Source organism: Pseudoalteromonas peptidolytica (assembly GCF_012641745.1).
Classification (GTDB): Bacteria; Pseudomonadota; Gammaproteobacteria; order Enterobacterales; family Alteromonadaceae; genus Pseudoalteromonas; species Pseudoalteromonas peptidolytica.
This window is the reverse complement of record NZ_WEHZ01000018.1, coordinates 25,406-46,807: the sequence shown is the minus strand read 5'-3', so window position 1 is coordinate 46,807 and position 21,402 is coordinate 25,406. Positions and strand designations below refer to the sequence as shown.

The 21,402-nt window shown below is 39.7% G+C and carries 20 protein-coding genes; 6 read left to right on the top strand and 14 right to left on the bottom strand.

Translation table 11 applies throughout. From position 1 onward, the window contains the following. Positions 1-101: 101 nt before the first annotated feature. The 3 genes from slmA to F9Y84_RS12915 all read left to right on the top strand — a co-directional run bounded on the left by slmA (position 102) and on the right by F9Y84_RS12915 (position 6,746). Positions 102-689 carry a nucleoid occlusion factor SlmA gene (gene slmA, locus F9Y84_RS12925; RefSeq protein WP_125251128.1) on the top strand — a complete coding sequence of 196 codons (588 nt, stop codon included), beginning with the start codon at positions 102-104 and terminating at the stop codon, positions 687-689. Positions 690-787: 98 nt separating this feature from the next. After that, on the top strand, positions 788-3,556 hold the full coding sequence (locus tag F9Y84_RS12920) for a S9 family peptidase (RefSeq protein WP_147389060.1): 2,769 nt from the start codon (positions 788-790) through the stop codon (positions 3,554-3,556). 277 nt (positions 3,557-3,833) lie between these two features. Beyond that, complete coding sequence (locus tag F9Y84_RS12915; RefSeq protein WP_128731577.1) at positions 3,834-6,746, top strand: TonB-dependent receptor plug domain-containing protein; 2,913 nt, start codon at positions 3,834-3,836, stop codon at positions 6,744-6,746. Positions 6,747-7,431: 685 nt separating this feature from the next. Here the strand turns inward: F9Y84_RS12915 and F9Y84_RS12910 are convergent. Both F9Y84_RS12910 and F9Y84_RS12905 read right to left on the bottom strand, forming a co-directional pair. Next, positions 7,432-7,683: a hypothetical protein gene (locus F9Y84_RS12910; protein ID WP_147389061.1), complete on the bottom strand. Its 252-nt coding sequence runs from the start codon at positions 7,681-7,683 to the stop codon at positions 7,432-7,434. Between the two features lie 123 nt (positions 7,684-7,806). Next, positions 7,807-9,996, bottom strand: coding sequence for a bifunctional diguanylate cyclase/phosphodiesterase (locus F9Y84_RS12905; protein ID WP_128731579.1), 2,190 nt, complete (start codon positions 9,994-9,996; stop codon positions 7,807-7,809). Between the two features lie 220 nt (positions 9,997-10,216). Between F9Y84_RS12905 and F9Y84_RS12900 the strand changes: the two genes are divergently transcribed. Beyond that, positions 10,217-10,699 (top strand): hypothetical protein, encoded by a 483-nt coding sequence (locus F9Y84_RS12900; protein WP_125251133.1) that lies wholly within the window; start codon positions 10,217-10,219, stop codon positions 10,697-10,699. 1 nt (position 10,700) lies between these two features. After that, positions 10,701-11,579: a TIGR03899 family protein gene (locus tag F9Y84_RS12895; RefSeq protein WP_125251134.1), complete on the top strand. Its 879-nt coding sequence runs from the start codon at positions 10,701-10,703 to the stop codon at positions 11,577-11,579. A gap of 269 nt (positions 11,580-11,848) precedes the next feature. Here F9Y84_RS12895 and F9Y84_RS12890 read toward each other — a convergent pair whose 3' ends face one another. The 7 genes from F9Y84_RS12890 to dusA form a co-directional block, all read right to left on the bottom strand. Beyond that, the gene (locus F9Y84_RS12890) at positions 11,849-12,610 is read right to left on the bottom strand and encodes a TIGR04219 family outer membrane beta-barrel protein (protein WP_128731580.1); all 762 of its coding nucleotides are present in this window, start codon (positions 12,608-12,610) and stop codon (positions 11,849-11,851) included. A 4-nt stretch (positions 12,611-12,614) separates the two neighbouring features. Then, positions 12,615-13,601 (bottom strand): DUF2333 family protein, encoded by a 987-nt coding sequence (locus tag F9Y84_RS12885; RefSeq protein ID WP_147389062.1) that lies wholly within the window; start codon positions 13,599-13,601, stop codon positions 12,615-12,617. Positions 13,602-13,617: 16 nt separating this feature from the next. Then, on the bottom strand, positions 13,618-14,142 hold the full coding sequence (locus F9Y84_RS12880; RefSeq protein WP_125251137.1) for a copper chaperone PCu(A)C: 525 nt from the start codon (positions 14,140-14,142) through the stop codon (positions 13,618-13,620). A 92-nt stretch (positions 14,143-14,234) separates the two neighbouring features. Continuing rightward, entirely contained in the window at positions 14,235-14,576 is a 342-nt protein-coding gene (locus F9Y84_RS12875; protein WP_147389063.1) for a hypothetical protein, read from the bottom strand. Positions 14,577-14,599: 23 nt separating this feature from the next. Beyond that, a complete protein-coding gene (locus tag F9Y84_RS12870) occupies positions 14,600-14,809 on the bottom strand; it encodes a PspC domain-containing protein (RefSeq protein WP_128731582.1) in 210 nt (69 codons plus the stop codon). Positions 14,810-14,856: 47 nt separating this feature from the next. Further along, positions 14,857-15,513, bottom strand: coding sequence for a PspA/IM30 family protein (locus tag F9Y84_RS12865; protein ID WP_147389064.1), 657 nt, complete (start codon positions 15,511-15,513; stop codon positions 14,857-14,859). 179 nt (positions 15,514-15,692) lie between these two features. After that, the gene (gene dusA, locus F9Y84_RS12860) at positions 15,693-16,664 is read right to left on the bottom strand and encodes a tRNA dihydrouridine(20/20a) synthase DusA (RefSeq protein WP_147389065.1); all 972 of its coding nucleotides are present in this window, start codon (positions 16,662-16,664) and stop codon (positions 15,693-15,695) included. Positions 16,665-16,862: 198 nt separating this feature from the next. Here dusA and F9Y84_RS12855 point away from each other — a divergent pair, with 198 nt between their 5' ends. Beyond that, positions 16,863-18,041, top strand: coding sequence for a site-specific integrase (locus F9Y84_RS12855; RefSeq protein WP_147389066.1), 1,179 nt, complete (start codon positions 16,863-16,865; stop codon positions 18,039-18,041). Positions 18,042-18,064: 23 nt separating this feature from the next. On the opposite strand, the gene F9Y84_RS12850 is transcribed toward F9Y84_RS12855, so the two are convergent. The 5 genes from F9Y84_RS12850 to F9Y84_RS12830 form a co-directional block, all read right to left on the bottom strand. Next, positions 18,065-18,490 (bottom strand): hypothetical protein, encoded by a 426-nt coding sequence (locus F9Y84_RS12850; RefSeq protein WP_147389067.1) that lies wholly within the window; start codon positions 18,488-18,490, stop codon positions 18,065-18,067. A 56-nt stretch (positions 18,491-18,546) separates the two neighbouring features. Further along, positions 18,547-19,722, bottom strand: a complete 1,176-nt coding sequence (locus F9Y84_RS12845; RefSeq protein WP_147389068.1) for a hypothetical protein — start codon at positions 19,720-19,722, stop codon at positions 18,547-18,549. After that, positions 19,709-19,981, bottom strand: a complete 273-nt coding sequence (locus tag F9Y84_RS12840; protein ID WP_147389069.1) for a hypothetical protein — start codon at positions 19,979-19,981, stop codon at positions 19,709-19,711. The genes F9Y84_RS12845 and F9Y84_RS12840 overlap by 14 nt, the downstream gene beginning before the upstream one ends. Before the next feature lie 385 nt (positions 19,982-20,366). Further along, positions 20,367-20,948 (bottom strand): hypothetical protein, encoded by a 582-nt coding sequence (locus tag F9Y84_RS12835; protein ID WP_147389070.1) that lies wholly within the window; start codon positions 20,946-20,948, stop codon positions 20,367-20,369. Continuing rightward, positions 20,948-21,160, bottom strand: coding sequence for a hypothetical protein (locus F9Y84_RS12830; RefSeq protein ID WP_147389071.1), 213 nt, complete (start codon positions 21,158-21,160; stop codon positions 20,948-20,950). The genes F9Y84_RS12835 and F9Y84_RS12830 overlap by 1 nt, the downstream gene beginning before the upstream one ends. Positions 21,161-21,402: the final 242 nt, after the last annotated feature.

The window sequence follows — 21,402 nt, the reverse complement described above, 5'->3', positions numbered from 1 at the left end:
ATAGCGTGTAAACGAGTCGGGGTTTACATGGCTGTGCATTACTCTCTGTGCTTAATAAACCCGACAAAAAACATAACAATTAGAAAAATAAGGGAAATTTCATGCCAGCGACAAAACGCAGTAATCGCAAAGAGCAAATACTTCAATCTCTCGCACAGATGCTGGAAACCAGTCCGGGGCAACGTATCACCACCGCTAAGCTGGCCACCGAGGTCGGTGTATCTGAAGCTGCACTATATCGCCACTTTCCGAGTAAAGCGCGAATGTTTGAGGGCTTAATTGAATTTATCGAAGATACTTTACTATCTCGTATCAATTTAATTTTAGAAAATGAAAAAGAAACGCGTAGCCGCATTTACAATATTCTGACGTTACTACTTACTTTCGCCGAAAAAAACCCGGGGATCACGCGGATCCTAACAGGTGACGCTTTGCAAGGTGAACAAGAGCGTTTGCGTGAGCGCGTGCAAAGCTTATTTGAAAAGTTAGAAACACAATTCAAACAAGTATTAAGAGAGCGCAAGCTTCGTGAAGGCAAGGCGTTTACAAGTGAGGAAAGTGTCCTTGCGAACTTCTTTTTGGCATTTGTTGAAGGCAAAATGAACCAATTTGTGCGCAGTGACTTTAAAGCAAAGCCAACAGCACAGTTTGATAAACAATGGGTTGAACTAGAGAAAATTTGGCTGTGATTTAGTCGCTTAATAGCCACCTCACACCGCAGAGCATTTTAGTTTCACAGATAAAAGTGATAAAAATACAATAAATAATTAACTAAAATGCTCATCTTATGACTTTAAAACTATCCTTGCTAAGCGCAGCACTCATCAGTGCTAGCAGTTTTGCAGCAAAGCCCAGTCTTGAATTTAAAGACGTTTTTGATTTTCGTTACCCTCATGGCACCGTCATGTCCGAGCAAGGAAATTACCTTGGCTTGAGCGCTAAGCCCTACCGTGGCGATAGCGAAGGGCAAGTGTACGCATTACAAAATCATACCTTAATCGCTACCGTGCCACGCGGCACAAACCCTGTCATTAATAAAAATGCACAATGGGTTGGCTTTACTCAGGTTCCCACTTTACTCGCTAAAGAAACTGCCAGTAAAAAAGAAAAAAAAGCGCTAAAAAATAACTTAGTGTTAGTCAATACACACACTAAAGCGCAGCACACCTTTGCTGATGTGAAGGATTACCAACTATCAGATGATGGGTTATGGCTGGTATATCGGGAAGATAAAAAGAGTGCTAAGCAAGCAGAGTCAGCAGCCAAAGACGAAAAAGCCTCAAGCGATCTGAAAATCACAGCAGATAAGAAAGACCAAGCACTTACCTTAGTTGTCACCGACCTCACAACCAACAAGAGTACTCGTTACGACAACATAGCAGCTTATGATTTAGCACCAGACAGCCGCGGTATCCTTGTCAGCCAACATAGCGAAGATGGCGGAAAAAACCGCGTCGCATTTGTTGATTTACAAAACCTTCAACTTACCAGCTTGATAGATGAGCCCGGTGTAACCTTAGGTGATATTGCTTGGCAGCCAAATGCCGAGCGAGTTGCATTTTATTTAGGTAACTATGTTAACGATGATAAGCGCCGCCGCGACTACCAGCTAAAACTATGGTCTCCTGTAGACAATAAGCTGACTGACATCACTAACCCCAGCGGCTGGTTTTCAGGTAAGACTGCAAAATTAGAATGGTCAGAAGATAGTACTCGTCTCTTTTTTGAAAACCGCCCGGTTTTGGAGGCAAAAGTACCAGCAGCTAAATACGAAGATGAGCGCTCACTTTATGATTACGACACAATCCGTGAGCAAAAAGGTTTGAAAGTTTGGCATAACGCTGATCTTGAGATAAAGCCCAGAGAAATAAAAACATGGAATGAAAGTCGCCGCGATCAACACTACCAAGCGGTGTTTCATATTAATGGCCAGCGCATAGTCCAACTTGAAAACCAACAGGTGCCAAGCATTACATTACGTAGCAATGCAAACTTTGTATTAGGTAGTAATGATGAGCCTTATCTAAAACAAATCATGTATAAAGGCTTTTATCAAGATTATTACGCTGTAAACGTCAATTCTGGACATGCCCAGCTCATCGTAAAAGAAAGTGCCAATCGTCCAAGCCTTTCACCAACGGGTAAACATGCTGCATATTTTGACGGCGAGCAACTGTGGTTAACAGCACTCTCCACTCAAAAGCGCACAGCCATTAGCCAAGCGGTAAAAGAGGCGATATTTGTTGATGACAAGCACGATTACCCCGGACCAAACTCTGGCTATGGTTTTGCTGGTTGGCAGCTTGATGGCTCCGTACTTTACGCTTACAGTAAATATGACATTTGGGCATTTGATACCAGCACATTTAATGCGACACGCTTAACTGATGGTTACAAAACAAAAACCCAATACCGCATTGAATATAAGCCTAAAGACAGCCTTGGCTTTAAGGCTGATGACACCATGGTTTTGCGGGCACATAACCTCGAAAATAAGCAAACACATATCGCCACACTTGCACTAAAAGACGGCCAGTTGCAGCATGTGTTAACAGGTGAATCAAAACATCGTGTAGTCAAGAAATCTAAAGACGCAGACACTTACTTAGTAACTAGGCAGTCCTATCATGAATTTCCTGATTACTGGGTCACAAATGGCCAGTTCGCTCAGCCTACCAAGCTCACTAACTTGAATCCACAACAGCAAACTTTTGCTTGGGGTCAAAAGCCTGAGCTTGTGCAATACAAGGGCTATAACGGCGAAGCACTACAAGGTGTACTAATCAAACCTGCCAACTATAAAGCTGGTGATAAAGTGCCTGTGGTCATTTATTTCTATCGTTATATGAGTCAGCGTATGTATGACTTCCCAAAAATGGAGCTAAATCACAGGCCAAACTTCCCGATGTTCACTTCAAATGGCTATGCGATATTCTTACCGGATATTCGTTTTGAGGTGGGTCATCCAGGTCCGTCATCTACACAAACCATGATCAATGCAGCTCAAGCGCTGATAGATATGGGTGTTGCGGATCCTGAAAAAATTGGCTTGCAAGGTCACTCTTGGGCGGGCTACCAAAGTGCATTTATGATCACCCAGACGGATATGTTTAAAGCGGTTGTCTCTGGTGCACCGGTTTCAAACATGACCTCTGCATACAGTGGTATTCGCTTGAAGTCAGGCCTTGCGAGACAATTTCAGTATGAATCAGGGCAAAGCCGTATTGGTAAAACACTGACGGAAGCACCCGATTTATATATCGAAAACTCTCCGGTGTTTTTTGCAGATAAAGTAAATACGCCTATTCTCATCATGTTTGGCGATAAAGATGGCGCAGTACCTTGGCAAGAAGGTATTCAATACTATTTAGCATTAAGAAGACATGATAAAGACGCTATTTTCTTACAATACGAAGGTGAGCCGCACCACCTAAAACAGTTCCCTAACCAAGTCGATTTTTCAATTCGTATGAAAGAATATTTTGACTACCACCTAAAGGGGATGCCACCAGCCAAGTGGATAACCTCAGGTGAGGCATTTATCACTGAAGAGTAATCGGCACTTCTGGTATTAACCATCAAGGACACCATTTCGGTGTCCTTTTTTTTGGCAACACCGACCTACCTCTTTATACAGTTTTTGTTTAAAAATGCTTTATTTCAACTTGCCTTCATCTGATTTCATATACAAAAGCCCATATCATCATTACATTTGACGGTTTTATAAACGAATCATTGAACTTTACATAGATGCAATGTAAGTTCTATGTTGCAGGTACATTTTCCTACTCTGCTAAAAAATAAATAAAGAAATAAGGAAATAAGGAAATAAGATGAAACTTTCTAACTTATCAGCAACAATCAGGCTGTCTTTGCTTGCTTGTTCAACGCTGACTGCTGGCATATCAGGTACTGCGCACGCTGAAGAAGCAGACGTCGACGCTACTGATAGTGTAGAACGCATAGAGGTTACTGGTACTCGTATCAAGCGAGCAGCTATGACTGGTGCAAGCCCTGTCACAAGTGTTACAGCCGAAGACATTAAAGTTGCAGGTATTACGAGGGTAGAAGATCTACTCAACGATATGCCCGCAATCTTTGCTGACCAAACTTCAGGGCAAGCAAATGGAGCTACAGGTACCGCCACAGTGAATCTACGTAACTTAGGCACAGAACGTACATTGGTACTAGTTAATGGACGTCGTTTGCCTTCTGGCTCTCCTGTCGCAGGAGGTATCGGTGCTGATCTTAACCAGATCCCAGCAGCATTGGTAGAACGTGTTGATGTTCTTACTGGTGGTTCGTCAGCAACATACGGTTCTGATGCTGTTGCTGGTGTTGTAAACTTTATCATGAGAGATGACTTTGAAGGCTTCCAAGTTGAATATCAAGGTAGTGTTTATCAACATGATAACGACCACAAAGACATGCAACGAGCGCTGAATGAAAGAGGCTTCCCAGTACCTGATGGTAGTCAATGGGACGGTGATACTCATGATATCTCTTTAACTTTTGGTGCTAACTCTGCAGATGGTCGTGCAAACATCACAGGTTATGCAACTTGGCGTGATATCGAAGAAGTAACGCAAGACAATCGTGATTACAGTGCTTGTGCTATGAACATAAACGCCACAGGTACTCGAATTTGCGGGGGGTCAGGAACAATTCCAGAAGGCCGTATTACCGATTTTGACACTTACGACTACAAAGTATCTGGCACTGACTTCGTTCCTACTGATGGCACGGTTTATAACTTTGGCCCTCTTAACTACTTCCAACGTCCAGACAAACGTAAAACATTTGGCTTGCTAGGTCATTATGACTTTAATGACAGCCATACCTTTTATGCTGAATTTAACTACATGGATAACCGCACTGTAGCACAAATTGCTCCTTCAGGTTCATTCCTGAATGAAGTTGATATTAGCTGTGATAACCCGCTACTTTCAGCTTCACAAAGAAACACACTTTGTGGGCCTGATGGTGTCGCAACAAATGGTATTGTTGAGGGTGCCTTTATCGGTAAACGAAATGTTGAAGGTGGACCTCGTCAAGACGATATTCGCCATACCTCAACTCGTTTTGTACTAGGTATTCGCGGTGAAATCGATGACAATTGGATTTATGATGCGTATATGAATTTCGGTAACGTGTCATATAGTCAAACTTACCAAAACGACATGTCGACTACCCGAATCATTCGTTCATTGCAAGCTACAACTGATGACGATGGTAATGTGGTATGTAAGTCAGTTGTAGATGGTAGCGATCCAACTTGTATTCCATGGAACATATTTGATCCATCGAAAATCACGCAAGAGCAAATAGATTACCTAACGATACCTTTATTTGCTCGCGGTGACACCAGAACAAAACAAATTAGCGGCTATGTTACCGGTGATCTTACAGATTATGGTGTTGTAGTACCAGGTACTTCTACTGGTGTGGGCGTAGTATTTGGTCTTGAGCACAGAAAAGAATCGCTAGATTTTAATCCAGATCAAGGCTTCGAATCAGGTGATGGTGCGGGTCAAGGTGGTCCTGTTCTTGGCGTAAGTGGTGAGTTTGACGTCAATGAATTCTTTACGGAGCTCAACGTGCCATTAGTTGAAGACTCTGAATTCGCTGATTATATTACACTAGAGTTAGCTTATCGCTACTCTGATTATTCAACGGACAAAACGACTAATACCTATAAAGGTGCGTTTGATATTCGTGTTAATGATCAACTTGGTTTGAGAACAAGCTTTCAGCGTGCTGTACGTGCAGGCAACGTGCGTGACCTATTCAGATCTGCTGGCTTAGGTTTGTTTAACTGGGAAGATCCATGTGGTGGTGACAACCCAACTTTAACGGTTGAGCAATGTGCAAGAACAGGTCTTGACCCATCTAAATATGGTTCAAACGCACTTATCAGCCCTGCAGGTCAATACAACAGTATCACTGGTGGTAACCCAGATCTAGAACCAGAAAAGTCAGACACTGTTTCATTCGGTATTCTACTATCCCCTGACGCTATTGAAGGCTTAGACATTGCTATTGACTACTTCGACATTACTGTTGAAAATGCAATTCAAGAAATCCCTGAAGCAACAATCTTCAACCAGTGTGCGATTAATGGTAACGATCAGTTCTGTGCACTTATCAACCGTGGTCCGACTGGCTCTTTATGGTTAAGCCAGGACTCGATCACAGCGATTGATACCAACATTGGTAGTGTAGAAACAAGCGGTATTGATTTCGATGCTTCTTATCGTTATAGCCTACCTGATGACATGGGTCTTTTACGCTTTAAGCTAATCGGTACATGGCTAGATAAATTTGCAACACAAAACTTACCGGGTGGTGATATTGACGACTGTGCTGGTCGCTGGGATAGAGCGGTATGTGAGTACCCTGTTCCTGACTTTAAAACAAACTTCTCAACAACTTGGGTCACTCCTTGGGACGCAAACATAACAGCAACCTATCGTTATGTAAGTGAAGTGAAGGAGTTTGCACGAAATGACGAGGGTCAAGTAATCGATGGACCAGTACCATTGACTGCACGTGACTACCTTGATATTGCAGTGACTTGGAATGCATCTGACAACCTGCAATTCCGAGGTGGTGTGAATAATGTCTTTGATAATACTGCTCCACTAGTACCAAATGGTCCTTCAGGTCCAGCAAATGGTAACATTTACCCTGGTTTCTATGATTCTTTGGGCCGCTATATCTTCGCAGGTTTCACATTTAGACTATAGTCTAGAATTCGAAAGATTTAGCATAACTCCCCCCATAAGTTAATAACTTGTGGGGGCTTTTGACTTTAAGATCACTCTCATCACTTTTTAATTATACTCTCTCGTGAACAAATATTTGTTAAATCTCCACCTTTCATCTTGCCCTTTTCTGCTAGCTACGCTTCTGCCTGCTACTATCGCCAAAGTTTTGGGTTGTTCTAAGATAATTTTTATCGTAGCTAGCATCAGGTTTAATCCTTCATATTAACTAACCGGAACCCGAAATAAAAGTTAGTTAGTCAACTAAAATATCCATGTTCAAAAGTGTAGTGTCGATCTATCCAAATGTTATTTCTAAATAAAAGGAAAACTTGTATGTCAATAGCTGCTCTGTTGCAAACGAATTTAACGCTGTAGTAAGGAGTAACAGCTGTTAAAACACAAGATACTGAACACACAGCAATACCCTGTATCATTAACGTTCAGGTATGGTAAGCACAATTAAATAAAGGAAGTAAGTTGGAGTAAAGTGATGACGACTCCTGGAGCAATATCTCTTGCATAAATTTGCCTACCCAAACTAAGTAAAGCAAACGCGTAATTAAAATTGGAGAGACAGGGAAATGGTTCCCCTATCAGAGAAGCTTTCTGTACAGTGAGCAACGGCTCACTCAACTAGAACAATTGCTCACCTAAAAAACAAAAATTATTGTTTGCCAACAGTATTTTGCTGTCGGTTAAGCATGTCTTTTGCAGCACGTTGTTCAGATTCAAGCTGATCTTTTGTACGGCATCTTCGCTTTGTAAATTTACTACCAGTGATGATATCTTGCTTACAGTATAGATCTTCTTGATTCTTAGCTATCTTGTCCTCAGTATTATTTTTTGCCGACTCGGTTGTCGAGCTACAACCCGACAGAAGTCCCAATAGAACCACACAAATTCCTGCGATTTTCATAGCAAATCCTTTATTATTAATTATATAAAGTACCTAAGTACACTTCAGAACGAAGTGTTCAAACTTTAGTCTAATCAACATTACAAAGAAAAGCAATTGCACCGATTTTAACAACATAATTGACTAATTTGACTTTAAGAACTCCAGTAATTTCTTTTCTGGCATCGGTTTCGCAAGCAAGAACCCTTGTACTTCATCACATCCAAGCTTTTGTAGCACCGCCATTTGATCCTCAGTTTCAACTCCCTCTGCAATCGTCTTCAGCCCTAACATTTGGCTCAGTGAGATCACAAGATCAGCAATCGCACCGCTGTCATCATGCGGTATATCCTTCACAAAAGCGCGGTCTATTTTTAATCTGGCAAGCGGCAGTCTTTGTAAATAACTTAAAGAAGAAAAGCCTGTACCAAAGTCATCAATGGCGACTTCAACACCAAACTCCTGCAACTCTTGTAGTGTATTAATCACCGCGTTAACTTCGTCCATAACGACACTTTCTGTGACTTCTAGCTCAATATGCTTGGGATCGACATTGAAAGCACGGATGGTATCTTTAACTTGCTGTGCATAATGAGGAACTTTAAATTGGGGTACTGATACGTTCACCGCAACACTTAAATTACCATACCCTTGCTGCTGTAAAGTCGCTTGTAGTTGACAAGCTTGCTCTAGCACCCACTGACCTATCTCGACGATTAAGCCTGCATTCTCTGCCAAAGGCACAAAAATCCCTGGTGAAATGTAGTTACCATTACCAGAAGGCCACCTTAGTAACGCTTCACAGCCAATCACTTTTCGATCTGCAATAGAAAATTGTGGTTGATACCACACTTCTAGCTTATTCATCTCAAAGTCTTGGCGAAGCTGCCTGATCAAGCCGAGCTTCCAAGCCATTTTTTCTTCAAGGTCAGGCGTATACCAATCAAGTGGAATACTAGATTGTTTAGCTTGGTTCAAGGCAATATATGCCAGCTTTAGGGTTTCTATACCTTGCGCCTGAAAGTCTTCTTGGCGGCATACGCCGATATGAAAGTGCATTGTCAATACATGTTCACCAACTTGATATGGTACGCATAAGTTGTCTATAAATGATGCTTCGTCAAATTGTGCCTCTGCTAATAACAAACCAAAGACATCAGCACCTATCCTTGATATCAGCTGGGCTTCAGGAAATTCCATAGCAATACGCTCTGCAACCCCTTGCAGTAACAAGTTACCAACCTCCTGTCCCAAACCATTATTAATGTCTGAAAATTGGGCAATATCGATGAGGATAAATACAAGCGACTGCTGTTGGTTAAAGTAGCCCTCAATCTTCTCAATGAAATTAGTGCGGTTTGGAAGTTTAGTGAGATTGTCCTTGTACGCTACCTCACGTAATTCGTGAAATAATTTAATATTGTCCAAGCCGACACCAACATTAGTTAAAAATATTTCCGCAAACTTCAGTTGTGCCGCGGATGGCTCAGCCTCCAGCTCTAAGAATATCGCAGCTTTTTTGTTTTTACTCTCCAGTAAAAATGTAACATCGTGCTCGGTAGATTGATGTGTTTCTGTATCAATACAGTTTTGCACCTGCATGATAACGCGGCCATTATCGAGCTGCTCAATACCATGACCAAAAAATGCTCGATATTCCTCACTACCACCAAACACCCGCAGGTGCACCTCATCCTCAGGGGAACCTATCACCACCCCTTCACCAGGCGCCCTTAGTATATTAGCCAATTGTGCGACCACTGCGGCGGCAAAGGAACTCATATCGGTGTGACCAAGTATGGCTCGAGAAGCAGTTAATATGTGCTCAAGCGCATGGCTTTGGGCTTCAAGTTCACAGATCTGTTGATACGATCGAATTGCGGTAAGTAGGGAGGTAACAAGCTTGCTACGTGTAAGCTCCGTCTTCATTTTATAGTCATTAATATCAAACTCTCTAATGACTTTTTCTTCAGGCGCATAACCTGGCTGACCAGTACGCATGATAATTCGCACTGCCATATTTTTAATTTCTTCACGAACCCTACGCACCACATTAAGACCAGCGTCATCGGTTTCCATAACAACATCAAGCAGCATAATGCTAATGTCATTTTGCTGTTTTAGTATTTCGATTGCCTCAGCGCCTGAATAGGCATGCAAAAACCTGAGTCTTTTACCCCAAAATTCTAGGTTTGACAGAGCAAGTTTAGTAACAGAATGAATTTCTGGATCATCATCAACAACTAATACATCCCAAAAAGCACTTGTTATTTCTTCTTCTTGAGTAACTTCATCGTGCTCTGCAAACAAATAATCATCTTGCTCAGGTGCCATGCTTTACCCTTTAAATCCGTACTACTCTTTCATTATAGGCACTGATCCAACGCAGTGTTTACCATCAAATAAAATATGGTACATTTTTACTATTACAGTTCAGTTTGATTAAAAAACGTGAAATATTATAGTCGAGCATAGAACAAAATAGATGATTTAGCATACTTTTTACTAAAGAGGATTTTGTATCAAACGACTATCGACTCCCATGAGAACGCTGATGCTTCTAGCACTGCTGATTATCATTTCAGGATTAGCGATGCCGCACGACTATAAAGTAGTGAAGCAAAGCAGAGCTGAAGTAACGAACACTGCGCTAACTCCCCTTGTGTTAACTCACTGGCCAACACTATTTAATTGGCAATCAACACAGAGTGTTTATTTTCGAATACTCCCAAAGAAGCAACACGTAGGTAGTTCAGCGGTTTTAGTCCACCCATGGGGCGAAGCTGAGTTAACCGTGACCAAAAGTACGGCTCAACATCTTGGGTTATCTTTATATATTGATGATGAACACTTTGCCAACATAACCCTTAACTTATTGACTGCACAAGCCGATACACAATTAATGGTCTCCATCGAAGGCAGAGTGAATACTCCATTTTTAGGAAGCTTTATTGCCCTATTTATGCAGCAATATTTGCAGCAAATCACAGACTCCGCCGTTAACCATATGAACACACATTATAAATTAAGAGCATGATATGGCAGTCAAAAATGCACAGGTAAAGTCAGCACTGGCACTTTCTATTGAAGAGCAGCTTGGCTACCCAATGGTCAAAAGGATCACTCCTCTCGTGACACAAAATGACCATTACCAGTCTGATAAGAACAAAGATAATCAATATACCGTCAGCACCCCGCACAGCACGCTGAAGCGCGCGCTAAAGCGTCAGCAATTGATAAAAATCCAACAGCAGCAAAATTTAGAAACTATTATGGGCATGTCACTCACAATCTGCCCTGAGGTAACTTCAAGAGGTCGACCAGATCCAGATTGGCTAGCGCACTTTAATACGATGGCTGAAGACATTGCCAATCACTCAATGCAAAAGTTATGGGCAAAGATTTTAGTCGGCGAAAGTATCAACCCTGGTACATTTTCAATTAAAAGTTTGCAAACATTGAAAATGATGACACAACGCGAAGCAACGGCACTGCAAAAGTGTGCACCGCTTTGCGGTTACTTGGAAAAAGAAGATAGCTATTTGATACTTCACGGTTACTATAAAAAGCCATCTATTTTTGATTTGTTGAGAAAAGGCAGTACTGAATCTGTAAACCTTAGCCAAGCGGGGTTAAGCTTTCCGAACGTACTGACACTCATGGATATCAATATCCTGTATCGACAAGAGATAGAGTCTGCTTCTTTGCAAAAAGGGCAATCTATGCAGCTGGTTTATCAGCGTAAAAAGCTCACACTGACAGCCAAGTCTAATGACCTCGTATTAAGTTACTACAAACTAACGCAGACAGGAGATGAGCTGAAAAAGCTACTACAAAATCCAATCAACAAAAACTATAAGCAACTACTAGAAAAAGCACTAGAGAATGAGTTTTTACTAGAGTGGGAAAGTAGATAACTAACCAGAGGTTTGGATAAAGGATGTTCCAACTCATTGTTGCTAAAACACAACTTAGTTTTCCCCTTGTCTAGCCAGAGCTTTAGGGAAAACTCCGCTCCCGTGTCCTGCTCTCGCTAAGGTACCTACATTCTGTAGGCAAGGCGAGTTCACTCCCAATAGTTGGCAATTGGGAGTGAATTCAACGCAGTTAGCGCTAAAACTGGCTGCTAGAAAGGCATTAATGCTCTAAAGCTCAGGTTATTTATCATTTTATAGCTGTTTTTAAGTTAGAAATGTAACTGGATCCCAGCAAAAGGTCCCGATACATCTAAATCAGTATAAATATCATCAATATCATCTAACTCAAGTACCATTGAGCGATAACCTACTTTAACGGCAACATCAACAGCCATATTATCGATGAACTCGTAAGCAAGACCTACTTGATAATCTTGAATTTTACTATCGTCAATCGCCAACATACTGCCCTCAGCAAAAATGCTCAGCCCAGTTAATGGTAATCCAACTTCACCACGTAAGTAACCTAAAGGTACAAAGCCCGAAAACTCAACTTCTTCCGTTCTAGTTTGGCCATTCGCAGTACCTGTAACCATAATTGAGCCGTCAAATTGTTTGAAGTTCAAACCAAAGTCAAACGTCAACAAGTCGCTGTCTAGTACTTCGTAGTACAGCGTATAATCAATATGGTTTAGATCGGCACTCGTCGTTGCATTGGTACCCACCGTGTACACTTGGCCGCCAAAGTCAAAAGACTCGGTCAGCGTCGTTTGACCCGCTAATTCGAGTTCGGTGTAGCGCAACTTGATATTTGGCACTAAAGGTACTGGGTGCTCCAATGCCGCATAAAAGCTAGTAAACGTCTCGTCGTCAAAATTAAAGGTTTGCATATTGCCTTTTTCAGCAAAGCTTCCTTCGGTTTCGGTATCCCACCCTTCTGCACCGACATAAAGTCCAAGTACCGTATCTGCATGCGCAGCCGGCGCTAGGCAAGCGAGAGATAATGCCGCTGCTAAAAAGTGTTTTTTCATGATGTTATCCTTGCGCTAAAAGTTCACTAAGTTCGATAAGAGCCGCATTGGCTCGCGAAATATAATTTGCCATAACCAACGAATGGTTCGCCACTAAGCCAAACCCACTACCGTTTAAAACCATAGGGCTCCACACTGTTTCCTGTGTTGCTTCTAATTCTCTAATGATCTGTTGGAGGCTCACCAACGCATTTTTCTTTTCGAGTACCGGCCTAAAATCATGTTCAACTGCTTTTAGGTAATGCAGCAACGCCCAGGTAGCGCCTCTTGCTTCGTAAAATACATCGTCAATTTTCCACCAAGAGGTTTTCACCACATTATGACTAGGAGCCGATGTTGCCTGATCAGCAGCCGAGTCGCCAGCTAAATCTGTGTTCAGCCTATCTTGACCAACACTGGCGCTGAGTCTTTGGCTTAAACTACCCATACGTTTTTCAGCTTCTTTTAGCCAAGCTCTCAGGTTGTCAGCGCGCGCATAAAATTGGCTATCGCGATCACTGTTATCAGAAATTTGCGTCAAATACTGGCGCAGCAAATCGTTGCCTTTTTGGTATTCACCCTCAGCACTTGGCCACATCCACGCCGTTGAGCTGATATTAAACTGTGGTTGAGCTAATTTTAAACTTGGGTGTTCTGTCGATTGAGATTGTGAACGACTGAAGTCTTTGCGCATCGAAAGCGTAAGATCTCGTGTCATTTCTAACACGCCATACTCCCAAGCAGGCATATTATCCATTATTACACTTGGTGGCATCATATCATTAGATAAATAGCCTCCAGGCTTATTCAGCAAGGTATCCGTCACTTTTATCAAGGTATGTGTTGTCACATATCCAGTAACTAATGTATTACCATTTTTCTGCGCATCTGCCTTTGCAGCTGCGACAACGTCAAACTGATCCGGCTCGACACTCCAGTAAACAGCAATAACATACCCAAGCAGTATGACAGCGATAATACCAGAGATGATTTTTCCCGTATGATTTCCCATTTAATACTCCACAGAGTTAATGATGAGTGTGATGTGGTGTGTCTGACTTTGCTTTACCACCAAACATATCTGCAAGTGCCACGATATCTGCCATCGTGTAGACTCGATCACCATCAGCAAAATATAGCGTAAGCTTGTGCTTATCACCGACTTTTAGTGTCTTAAGTGGCTCAAAAACCATTAAGTGATACCCGCCAGGTTGAAATACCACTGACTTTCCAGCTGGGATCGTCAACTCATCAACACGCTGCATAGTCATCATGTCTTCTTTGTGAATATGTTCATGAATTTCAACGCGTTTCACCCCCTCAAGCGACGCCTTCACTAGTATTTTGTCGTGTTGGGTTGGGTTGTCGATAACAAGATAACCCGCTGTTGAGGGCGCTGCCGGTAAAAACGCACGTACCGTCGCGCTGTGTACCATAAGCTGCTCAGAACTATGATGATGGTGAGCTTGCTCATCGTTTTGATGAGAAAAAGCGTTAAAGCCGATAAAAGTTGATAAAGCAAAAAATAAGGTTTTGATTACACTTGATTTCATATTGGCTTTCCTTGGAATTATACTGCAAATAACTATATCACAGATCCCAATTTAGCGTGTTTTTATCTGCTACATCAATATAAGTCAAAGGCTCAAGCTTGCGCCTGAGCAGACTTATCAACCACTAGCCACACTATCGCAATAATACAGATGAGTGGAAATAGGACAATCAGCGAATTAAATAGCAGTGTCATTACTAGCCCAATGAACACAATAAGGAGTAGACCTAAAATACCCGCACTAAGGAGTGCAACTATTACCACCAAGGCCACGATTGCCAAAAGCAACGCCAATATCTCAAAACCGACCCAACCTAGGTCAACACCCATTTCAAATTGCAAGTCGCTGATGTCCAGCCACATTAGTGGTAGCGACACCCACGAAAGCGCCAATAAACATACCAACGCAAAAAATATACCGGCAACAACTTTCATAGTGCCTACCTCGCCACCTTGTCTTAGTTATCGTATTTGGCTTTTGGCATCGCAAACCACGCCACACCGTAGACCAACATTACAAACATTGGGAACTTAAAAAACAGTAGTACTGTAAGTAAACGCGTTAGCCAAATTGGCATATCAAAGCGTTGTGCTAATTGCGCACAAACGCCGCCGATTTTCTTTGAACTATTCATTTGAGACAGTGTTGATTGATATCTATTTTTCATCTTAATCCCCTTTTGCTTTAGTTGTTCAGCCGTCATTTAAAGCGAGCTTAGCTCGCTATTTTTTGCTTCAATTGTGCCAGCTCATCGTCAATTTGCTGTTGCTTTTGCTCATCTTCAAAGCGTTGCCACATATCTGGCTGCCCCAAATCGTAAGACTCAACTTCAGCCTCTATCCGCGCCACTTTACGCTCCAACTCATCAAATTTGCGTGTCGCTGAGCGCATTTCATCACTACTTAGTGTTTGCTTAATATGTAGCCTTGCTTGCCCTGCCTCCAGACGGCGTAGCATTCCTTTCTCTTTTGCTTTCAACTGTTGGATTTTGCTTTGCAACTTATCAGCATCTCCACTGAGTTTTTCTAGTGCAGGGGCTAGGTCATCAACCTTTTGCTGTGCTTCTTGCGCCTTTTCTATTTCTCGCTGCTTTTGCTCAAGGGCAGAGCGAGCGAGATCTTCACGACCTTTTTCAAGTGCATGTTCAGCTTTGCTTTGCCACGTTGCAGAAGCGTTATTTGCTTGCTCAATTTGGCGCTGTGCAATTTTTTGCTGACAAATAAACTCCGCAGCGGTTGCACGACAGTCAGCTAGCGCCTCTTCTAAATCACGAATTAACTGAGATGTCAGTTTTTGTGGATCTTCAGCTTTGTCTAGTAACGCGTTAAATTCTGCTTTGATAAGATCTTCAATTCTGTTGATGATGGTCATTGTTCGGCTCCTTTTATAATATAGTTAAACTATTCCAAGAGCCGTGCCAAAAATAAAAACAAAATTAAATCATGAGGTTATATATTTTTTAGAAGGTAGCCAGATTAATTGAAAAGCATTAAATAGTGAAAAAGACGATAAAATCGTCTTTTTCACACTGAAGGTGGGAGTAATATATTTTACACTTCAGGCACAAAAGACAGTGCCTTTTCCATCACCTCAATACCTGCCTCTTTTTTGTGGCCATTTTCTGATAAGTGGCGGCGAAAGCCTCGCGCACCAGGTTGGTTTTGAAAAATACCCAACATATGACGCGCGATATGCCAAAAGTTTGCGCCATTCGACATCTCACTTTCAAAGTAGTCATACATGCTTCTTACCACCTGATGGCGAGTTTGCGTAAACGCAGCTTCGCCATACAGTAGCTCATCAACTTGCGACAACATAAACGGGTTACTGTAGGCTTCGCGGCCAACCATTACACCGTCAAGATGAGCCAAATGGTGCTGACACTCCTCAAGGGTTTTAACACCACCATTAATACTTATGTGCAGATCAGGGTAGTCTTTCTTTAATTGATAAACACGGGGGTAATCAAGCGGTGGGATCTCGCGATTTTCTTTCGGGCTTAACCCTTGCAACCACGCTTTTCGAGCATGGATAATAAAATCATCACAGCCAACGGCCTTTGAAGCTTCAATCAACGCAGTGAGAAACTCATAAGAGTCTTGTTCATCAATACCGATGCGTGTCTTTACTGTAACCGGAATACTCACTTGCGCCTTCATTGCGGCCACACAGTCGGCAACGAGCTGAGGTTCAGCCATTAAACACGCCCCAAAGCTACCATTTTGCACACGATCTGACGGGCAACCTACATTCAGGTTTACTTCACTGTAGCCATATTCTTCTGCGCGTTTAGCGCATTCTGCTAATGCTTTAGGATCAGAGCCACCCAACTGTAGCGCTACCGGCAATTCATGCGCACCAAATGCCAAATAATCCCCTTTACCAAAAATAATCGCACCTGTGGTGATCATCTCAGTATAAAGTACCGCATGTTTTGTCAGTTTACGGTGAAAGGTTCTGCAATGTCGATCCGTCCAATCCAGCATGGGTGCTACGGAAAATCTTCTATCTATAGTTTTCATTGGGAAACCGCACTATATATAGGTTTTACAATAATTTTTTTCAATTTTAAAAATCTCTAATACTCGCTCATTTCTGCACATTTTGACATATTTTAACAATAATTGTCCCCTAGGGAACTTCAAAAGGGGACATTCCTGGGTACATTTCTCGGAGCGACTGTGTTAAAATTGGGCATTATATCAGAACAAGGAACGAACATGGCTACTGTTTCTATAGAAAAGCGTAAGTTAAAAGACGGGGTTTCATACCGAGCAAGAGTAAGAATTACTAAATTCGGGAAAGTCATTGATAAAGCAGAAAAAACTTTTAAGAACCGTGAAACAGCCGCAGCTTGGGCAAAAAAAGCAGCCAAAAAACTTGAAGAAAAACAGGTTGAAATTGCAAATGGTACTTACTTTGCGCCTAATGAAAAAAAGGAATATCGAGAGGTAACAGTTGGGGAGTTAATAAAAGAGTACATTACAAATCCTCTAACCTCCAAAGACCTAGGACGTACCAAAGGCTTTGTTTTAGAGTCACTTTTAAATCATGATATAGCAAACAAAATTGTCAGTCACTTAACCCATGATGATCTTATAAGCCACTGCAAGATAAGACTACAAGGTCAAGAGATTAATAATAAAATGGTCATCCCTTCCCCTCAGACTGTTTATCATGATGTCACTTACCTTCACTCAGTAGTAAAAGTTGCCAAGTCCATTTTTAAAGTAAATGCCAACCTTTCCTACCATGAAGAAGCTATACCTTTATTGGTGAAACTTGGACTGATCGGTCGTAGTAAGAAAAGAAACAGAAGACCAACAAGGGAAGAACTTAGACTGTTGGAAGAAGGATTAGAAAAGAGAGAGAGCCACAGATCTGCCAAAATTCCATTTTGTGATATTTTACAGTTTTCAATCTTTACCGCTATGCGAGTTGGTGAGATAACAAAGTTAAAATGGTCAGATGTTGACCATGAGCATAAAACAATTATCGTCAGAGACAGAAAAGATCCTCGTAGGAAAGAAGATAATAACTGGGAAGTGCCATTATTGGCGGATGCTTACCCAATATTAATGAAACAAAAAGAACGATTAGATCCCGAAAAACAAAATCTTATTTTCCCATATAATCCAAGAAGCATCACTGCTGGCTGGCAACGTGTAAGAGCAAAACTAGGGATTGAAGATTTACGTTACCATGATCTGAGACGTGAAGCAGCTTCGCGTCTAGCTGAACAAGGTTATGATATTCGAACAGTAGCTAAAGTTACTGGTCATAAAAATTTAAATATTCTCTATGATATTTATACAGCACTAGAAATTAAAACACTTTCAAAAAATGAATATGAAAAACATCAATTAAAAAAAGAAGCTGAATTACAAGAGGGACTATAAAGTCCCTCTTAAAAAAATAAAAATTATTTATTATTATATTCCTGAACTAACTTCTTGGCTAAACTTTGCTCTTCTTTGTCTGTAATATTTTTATAGTCAACTACTTCAATCTTTTTCTCAGAAAAAGTATTTTTAGCCCTGCCAATAGCAAGCTTCAAGCCTTCCTCAGTTCGTGCAAAGCTTTGTCTTTCAAGTACCAAAGTGCGCTTTCTACGTGGCTTAGTAGAACCAGTTGGTACTAGCATTTCAACACTTAAACCTTCTTTCTCTAGCATTTGAATCAGTTCAGGAGATAAGCTTTTAAGGTGTGACACAGCCCCTTGATCTTCCACACCATCACCAACCAATACAGATTTAATTTTCATTGAATTAGCAACGTCTAGAGATTCAAAAAACTTGATAAGCTTATTTCTATCAGTTAAAAATTCAATAAGTTCTTGGTTTGACATTATCAATGATCCTTTTTATTTAAAATAACAAAACTTCAATTAACAATAGTTTTATTCTAAAGTTCAAAATCCACATCTTCAACTTCACCAAAGTCAATATCTTCCAGTTTTTCCCAACCTTCTCTTGTGTCTAGTGGCATATCGCTATTCAAAAAGCGGGAAAGTTGCTCAAGTTCATTTTCAACGGAGTTTTCTTGAAAAACAATTTCTATTTCATTATTTCTAACATAGTCTTCAAGAGCAGATTTTTCTTTTTCCTCAAGCTCTGTCAAATTCCTTTGGTTGTTCTTCTCTTTATTATATTCTTTTACATGCCTTGACTGAAAAACATGGTAATTATCTGATTCTTCGCTGTATGACCAAGAAATAAGAAAACCACTATTGACTAAAGCATCAAAGTAATCAGATATATCACTCTTTGATATATCCTTATCTCTATGATAAACGTTACTAAATGATTCATCATCACCATTCAAATAGACAATTTTATGACCTAAAACTTGTTCTAAAGTGGAACGCTTAAACTCAGTTATGATGAAGCCACCTTTATTATTATAATCTATTGAATTAAAATAAAAATATAGTTTCTTTGCACCAAAGGTTTCTATTGAATTGTATTCTTCACGAGTAAAAAATGTTTCTCGTTTTGATTTTTCTAAAAACCTAATCAAATTTTCAGGAAAGCTTACTCTATAAGTTGTTTTAGCTGATTTTCCTTTATCATAAACAACTTCATTAATTAGACCTGTTATCACCCCTATTGAATCACCTTTCAAATCTAAATCCAAAGTAATACCGCGCAATCTTCTCAAGCAAGACTTAAATATGTGACCATACCTTTTATTGTTAAATTTTTTAATACCAAAAAAATCTTGAATTTCTTTCAAAGACACGTCTATCCATAGGTCATGGTACGTTATTTTTTTATTAATTATTTTCCTATTCAATTTTTGTAGTAAAAAACAGTAGATCAGAAAATCTTTGTCCATATTAAGAAATTCAGAGTTAATTAGTATCCTACACTTTCTGTCATCTAAGACTCTGTTTTTATTTTTTAAAATATTTAAGCATAGCGACTTGCTGTCTCCACCTAAAAGTGAATTATCATCATCACGAGCTTCTTTAGTGTAATCAACAACAATTGGAGCATAAGCTGCAAAAAGTAAATACCAATTTATAAATAGTGTATCATCATTAAGATAGCTATTGCTTATTTTATTAGGCCTTTCCATTTATCAACCCTCTCCTTCTGTCTTGATCAAAAAAAACGAATTCATAAACATTTAGATCTAATAGCTTACTATATACCGATGCTACATTTTTAAAACTACGTGATTCCACGGTACCAAACTTTAATATTGAATATTTTTCACTCTGCGAGTCTAAAACACAAAATTTAAAAACTTCATTTTCTTTATAGACTATTCCTTTTTTGAAAAAATGGCCTACACTCATTTTCTTTAAATCTTTTTCTAAAATTAACCTTGTCATTTTATCCCTCCATAAGATTAGATTAACAACAATAAAAAAATCCTCAACACCATTTACTAAATAATTTAAAATTAATTATTTAATTTAACCTTATCTTTGTTATTTTTAATTTAACAATAAATCCAATTTTTATTTTGTTATTTTAAATAAGAAAAATTAATTACAATTTATCTTTTCAGCATGATAATTAAGGCAATTTAATAACTATCCTTAAAAGGATGCAGGCGGGTTGGTAAAAGGATGTAGGCAGATTACAAAAAAGATGCAGGCAGGTTAGGGAATTTGCATTTACGCCTTACCAGTAAAGGGATTTATAAAAAATAATACTATATAACACCCTTAATAAGCTTCGCATTTTTATCTGAGGAATATTTTTAAGAAATACTTAACGTTTCTTACCTTTCCTTTTTTTTATGTTTATTAACTTTGAAAAATCTAATTCATACTTTCTATTTTTAGAATCGTATTTTACATGTTCTTTCATGCTTTTAAGTAAATTTTGATGTTCATTGGACAAGTTTGATTCACTTCTGTAATCCAAATCCTTCATAACAAGCAAGTTATTCATAATTATGACCTCCTGACTAAAATCTTTAATTTTGCTTTTTATTTCTAATCTTTTTTTAACACTCAATCTTCTATATAATTTTTTCAAATATTCTTTTAACTCTTTCAATTTAGCTCTAATTTCACCAATATCACGCTCCTGATTGCATACGCTTATGACTGATTTTTGTCTCTGTAGTAGACGATAGCGATGCTCTTTACATACAAGAAAATTATTAATTTCATAATCGTTAGGTTGATGTAGAAGTTCAAAGAAAATTGCATCATGTTCTTTATTAACATACTGCAAAAAGTCGCCAAAAACATCTCTATCACTTGAATGGTCAGCATGTTTTATCAGAGATTTGAATCCCTCCAGCACTTCATCAGAGCATATTTCATAAGGATTATATTTTTTCATTACAGTAACCCATTCTGAATTTTATATAGTTCTTTTATTTTGTTATAAAAGTCTGCATCAGATTTTATTAGTTCAAATAGCTCCCTATCATCAAATTCTGCAAGAGAGTCATATTCAAGAAGCACTTCGTGAAGATCATAATCTTGTTCAACGAATTCTGAGAATCCAACAATTAAATTTTCAACCTCTGAAAATGTAAATTCAAAATCCATCTCCAATTTTAATTTCTCCTTAAATCATTCCTAATTTCAAGTTAACTTAAAAACAAAATAAATCAACAGGCAATAACATTTAAAACGAATTAGTCTTTTATCTATTTCATTATTTAAAAAATATGAAAAAATTAAATTAGAGAGAAATTGAGTACCAGAAGCTCCATTTCTGACTTTTTTGCTTCGCTGCAATAGTCAGTTGCAATACTCGCAGGCTCGATTGAAATGGTCTGGTGCTTAAT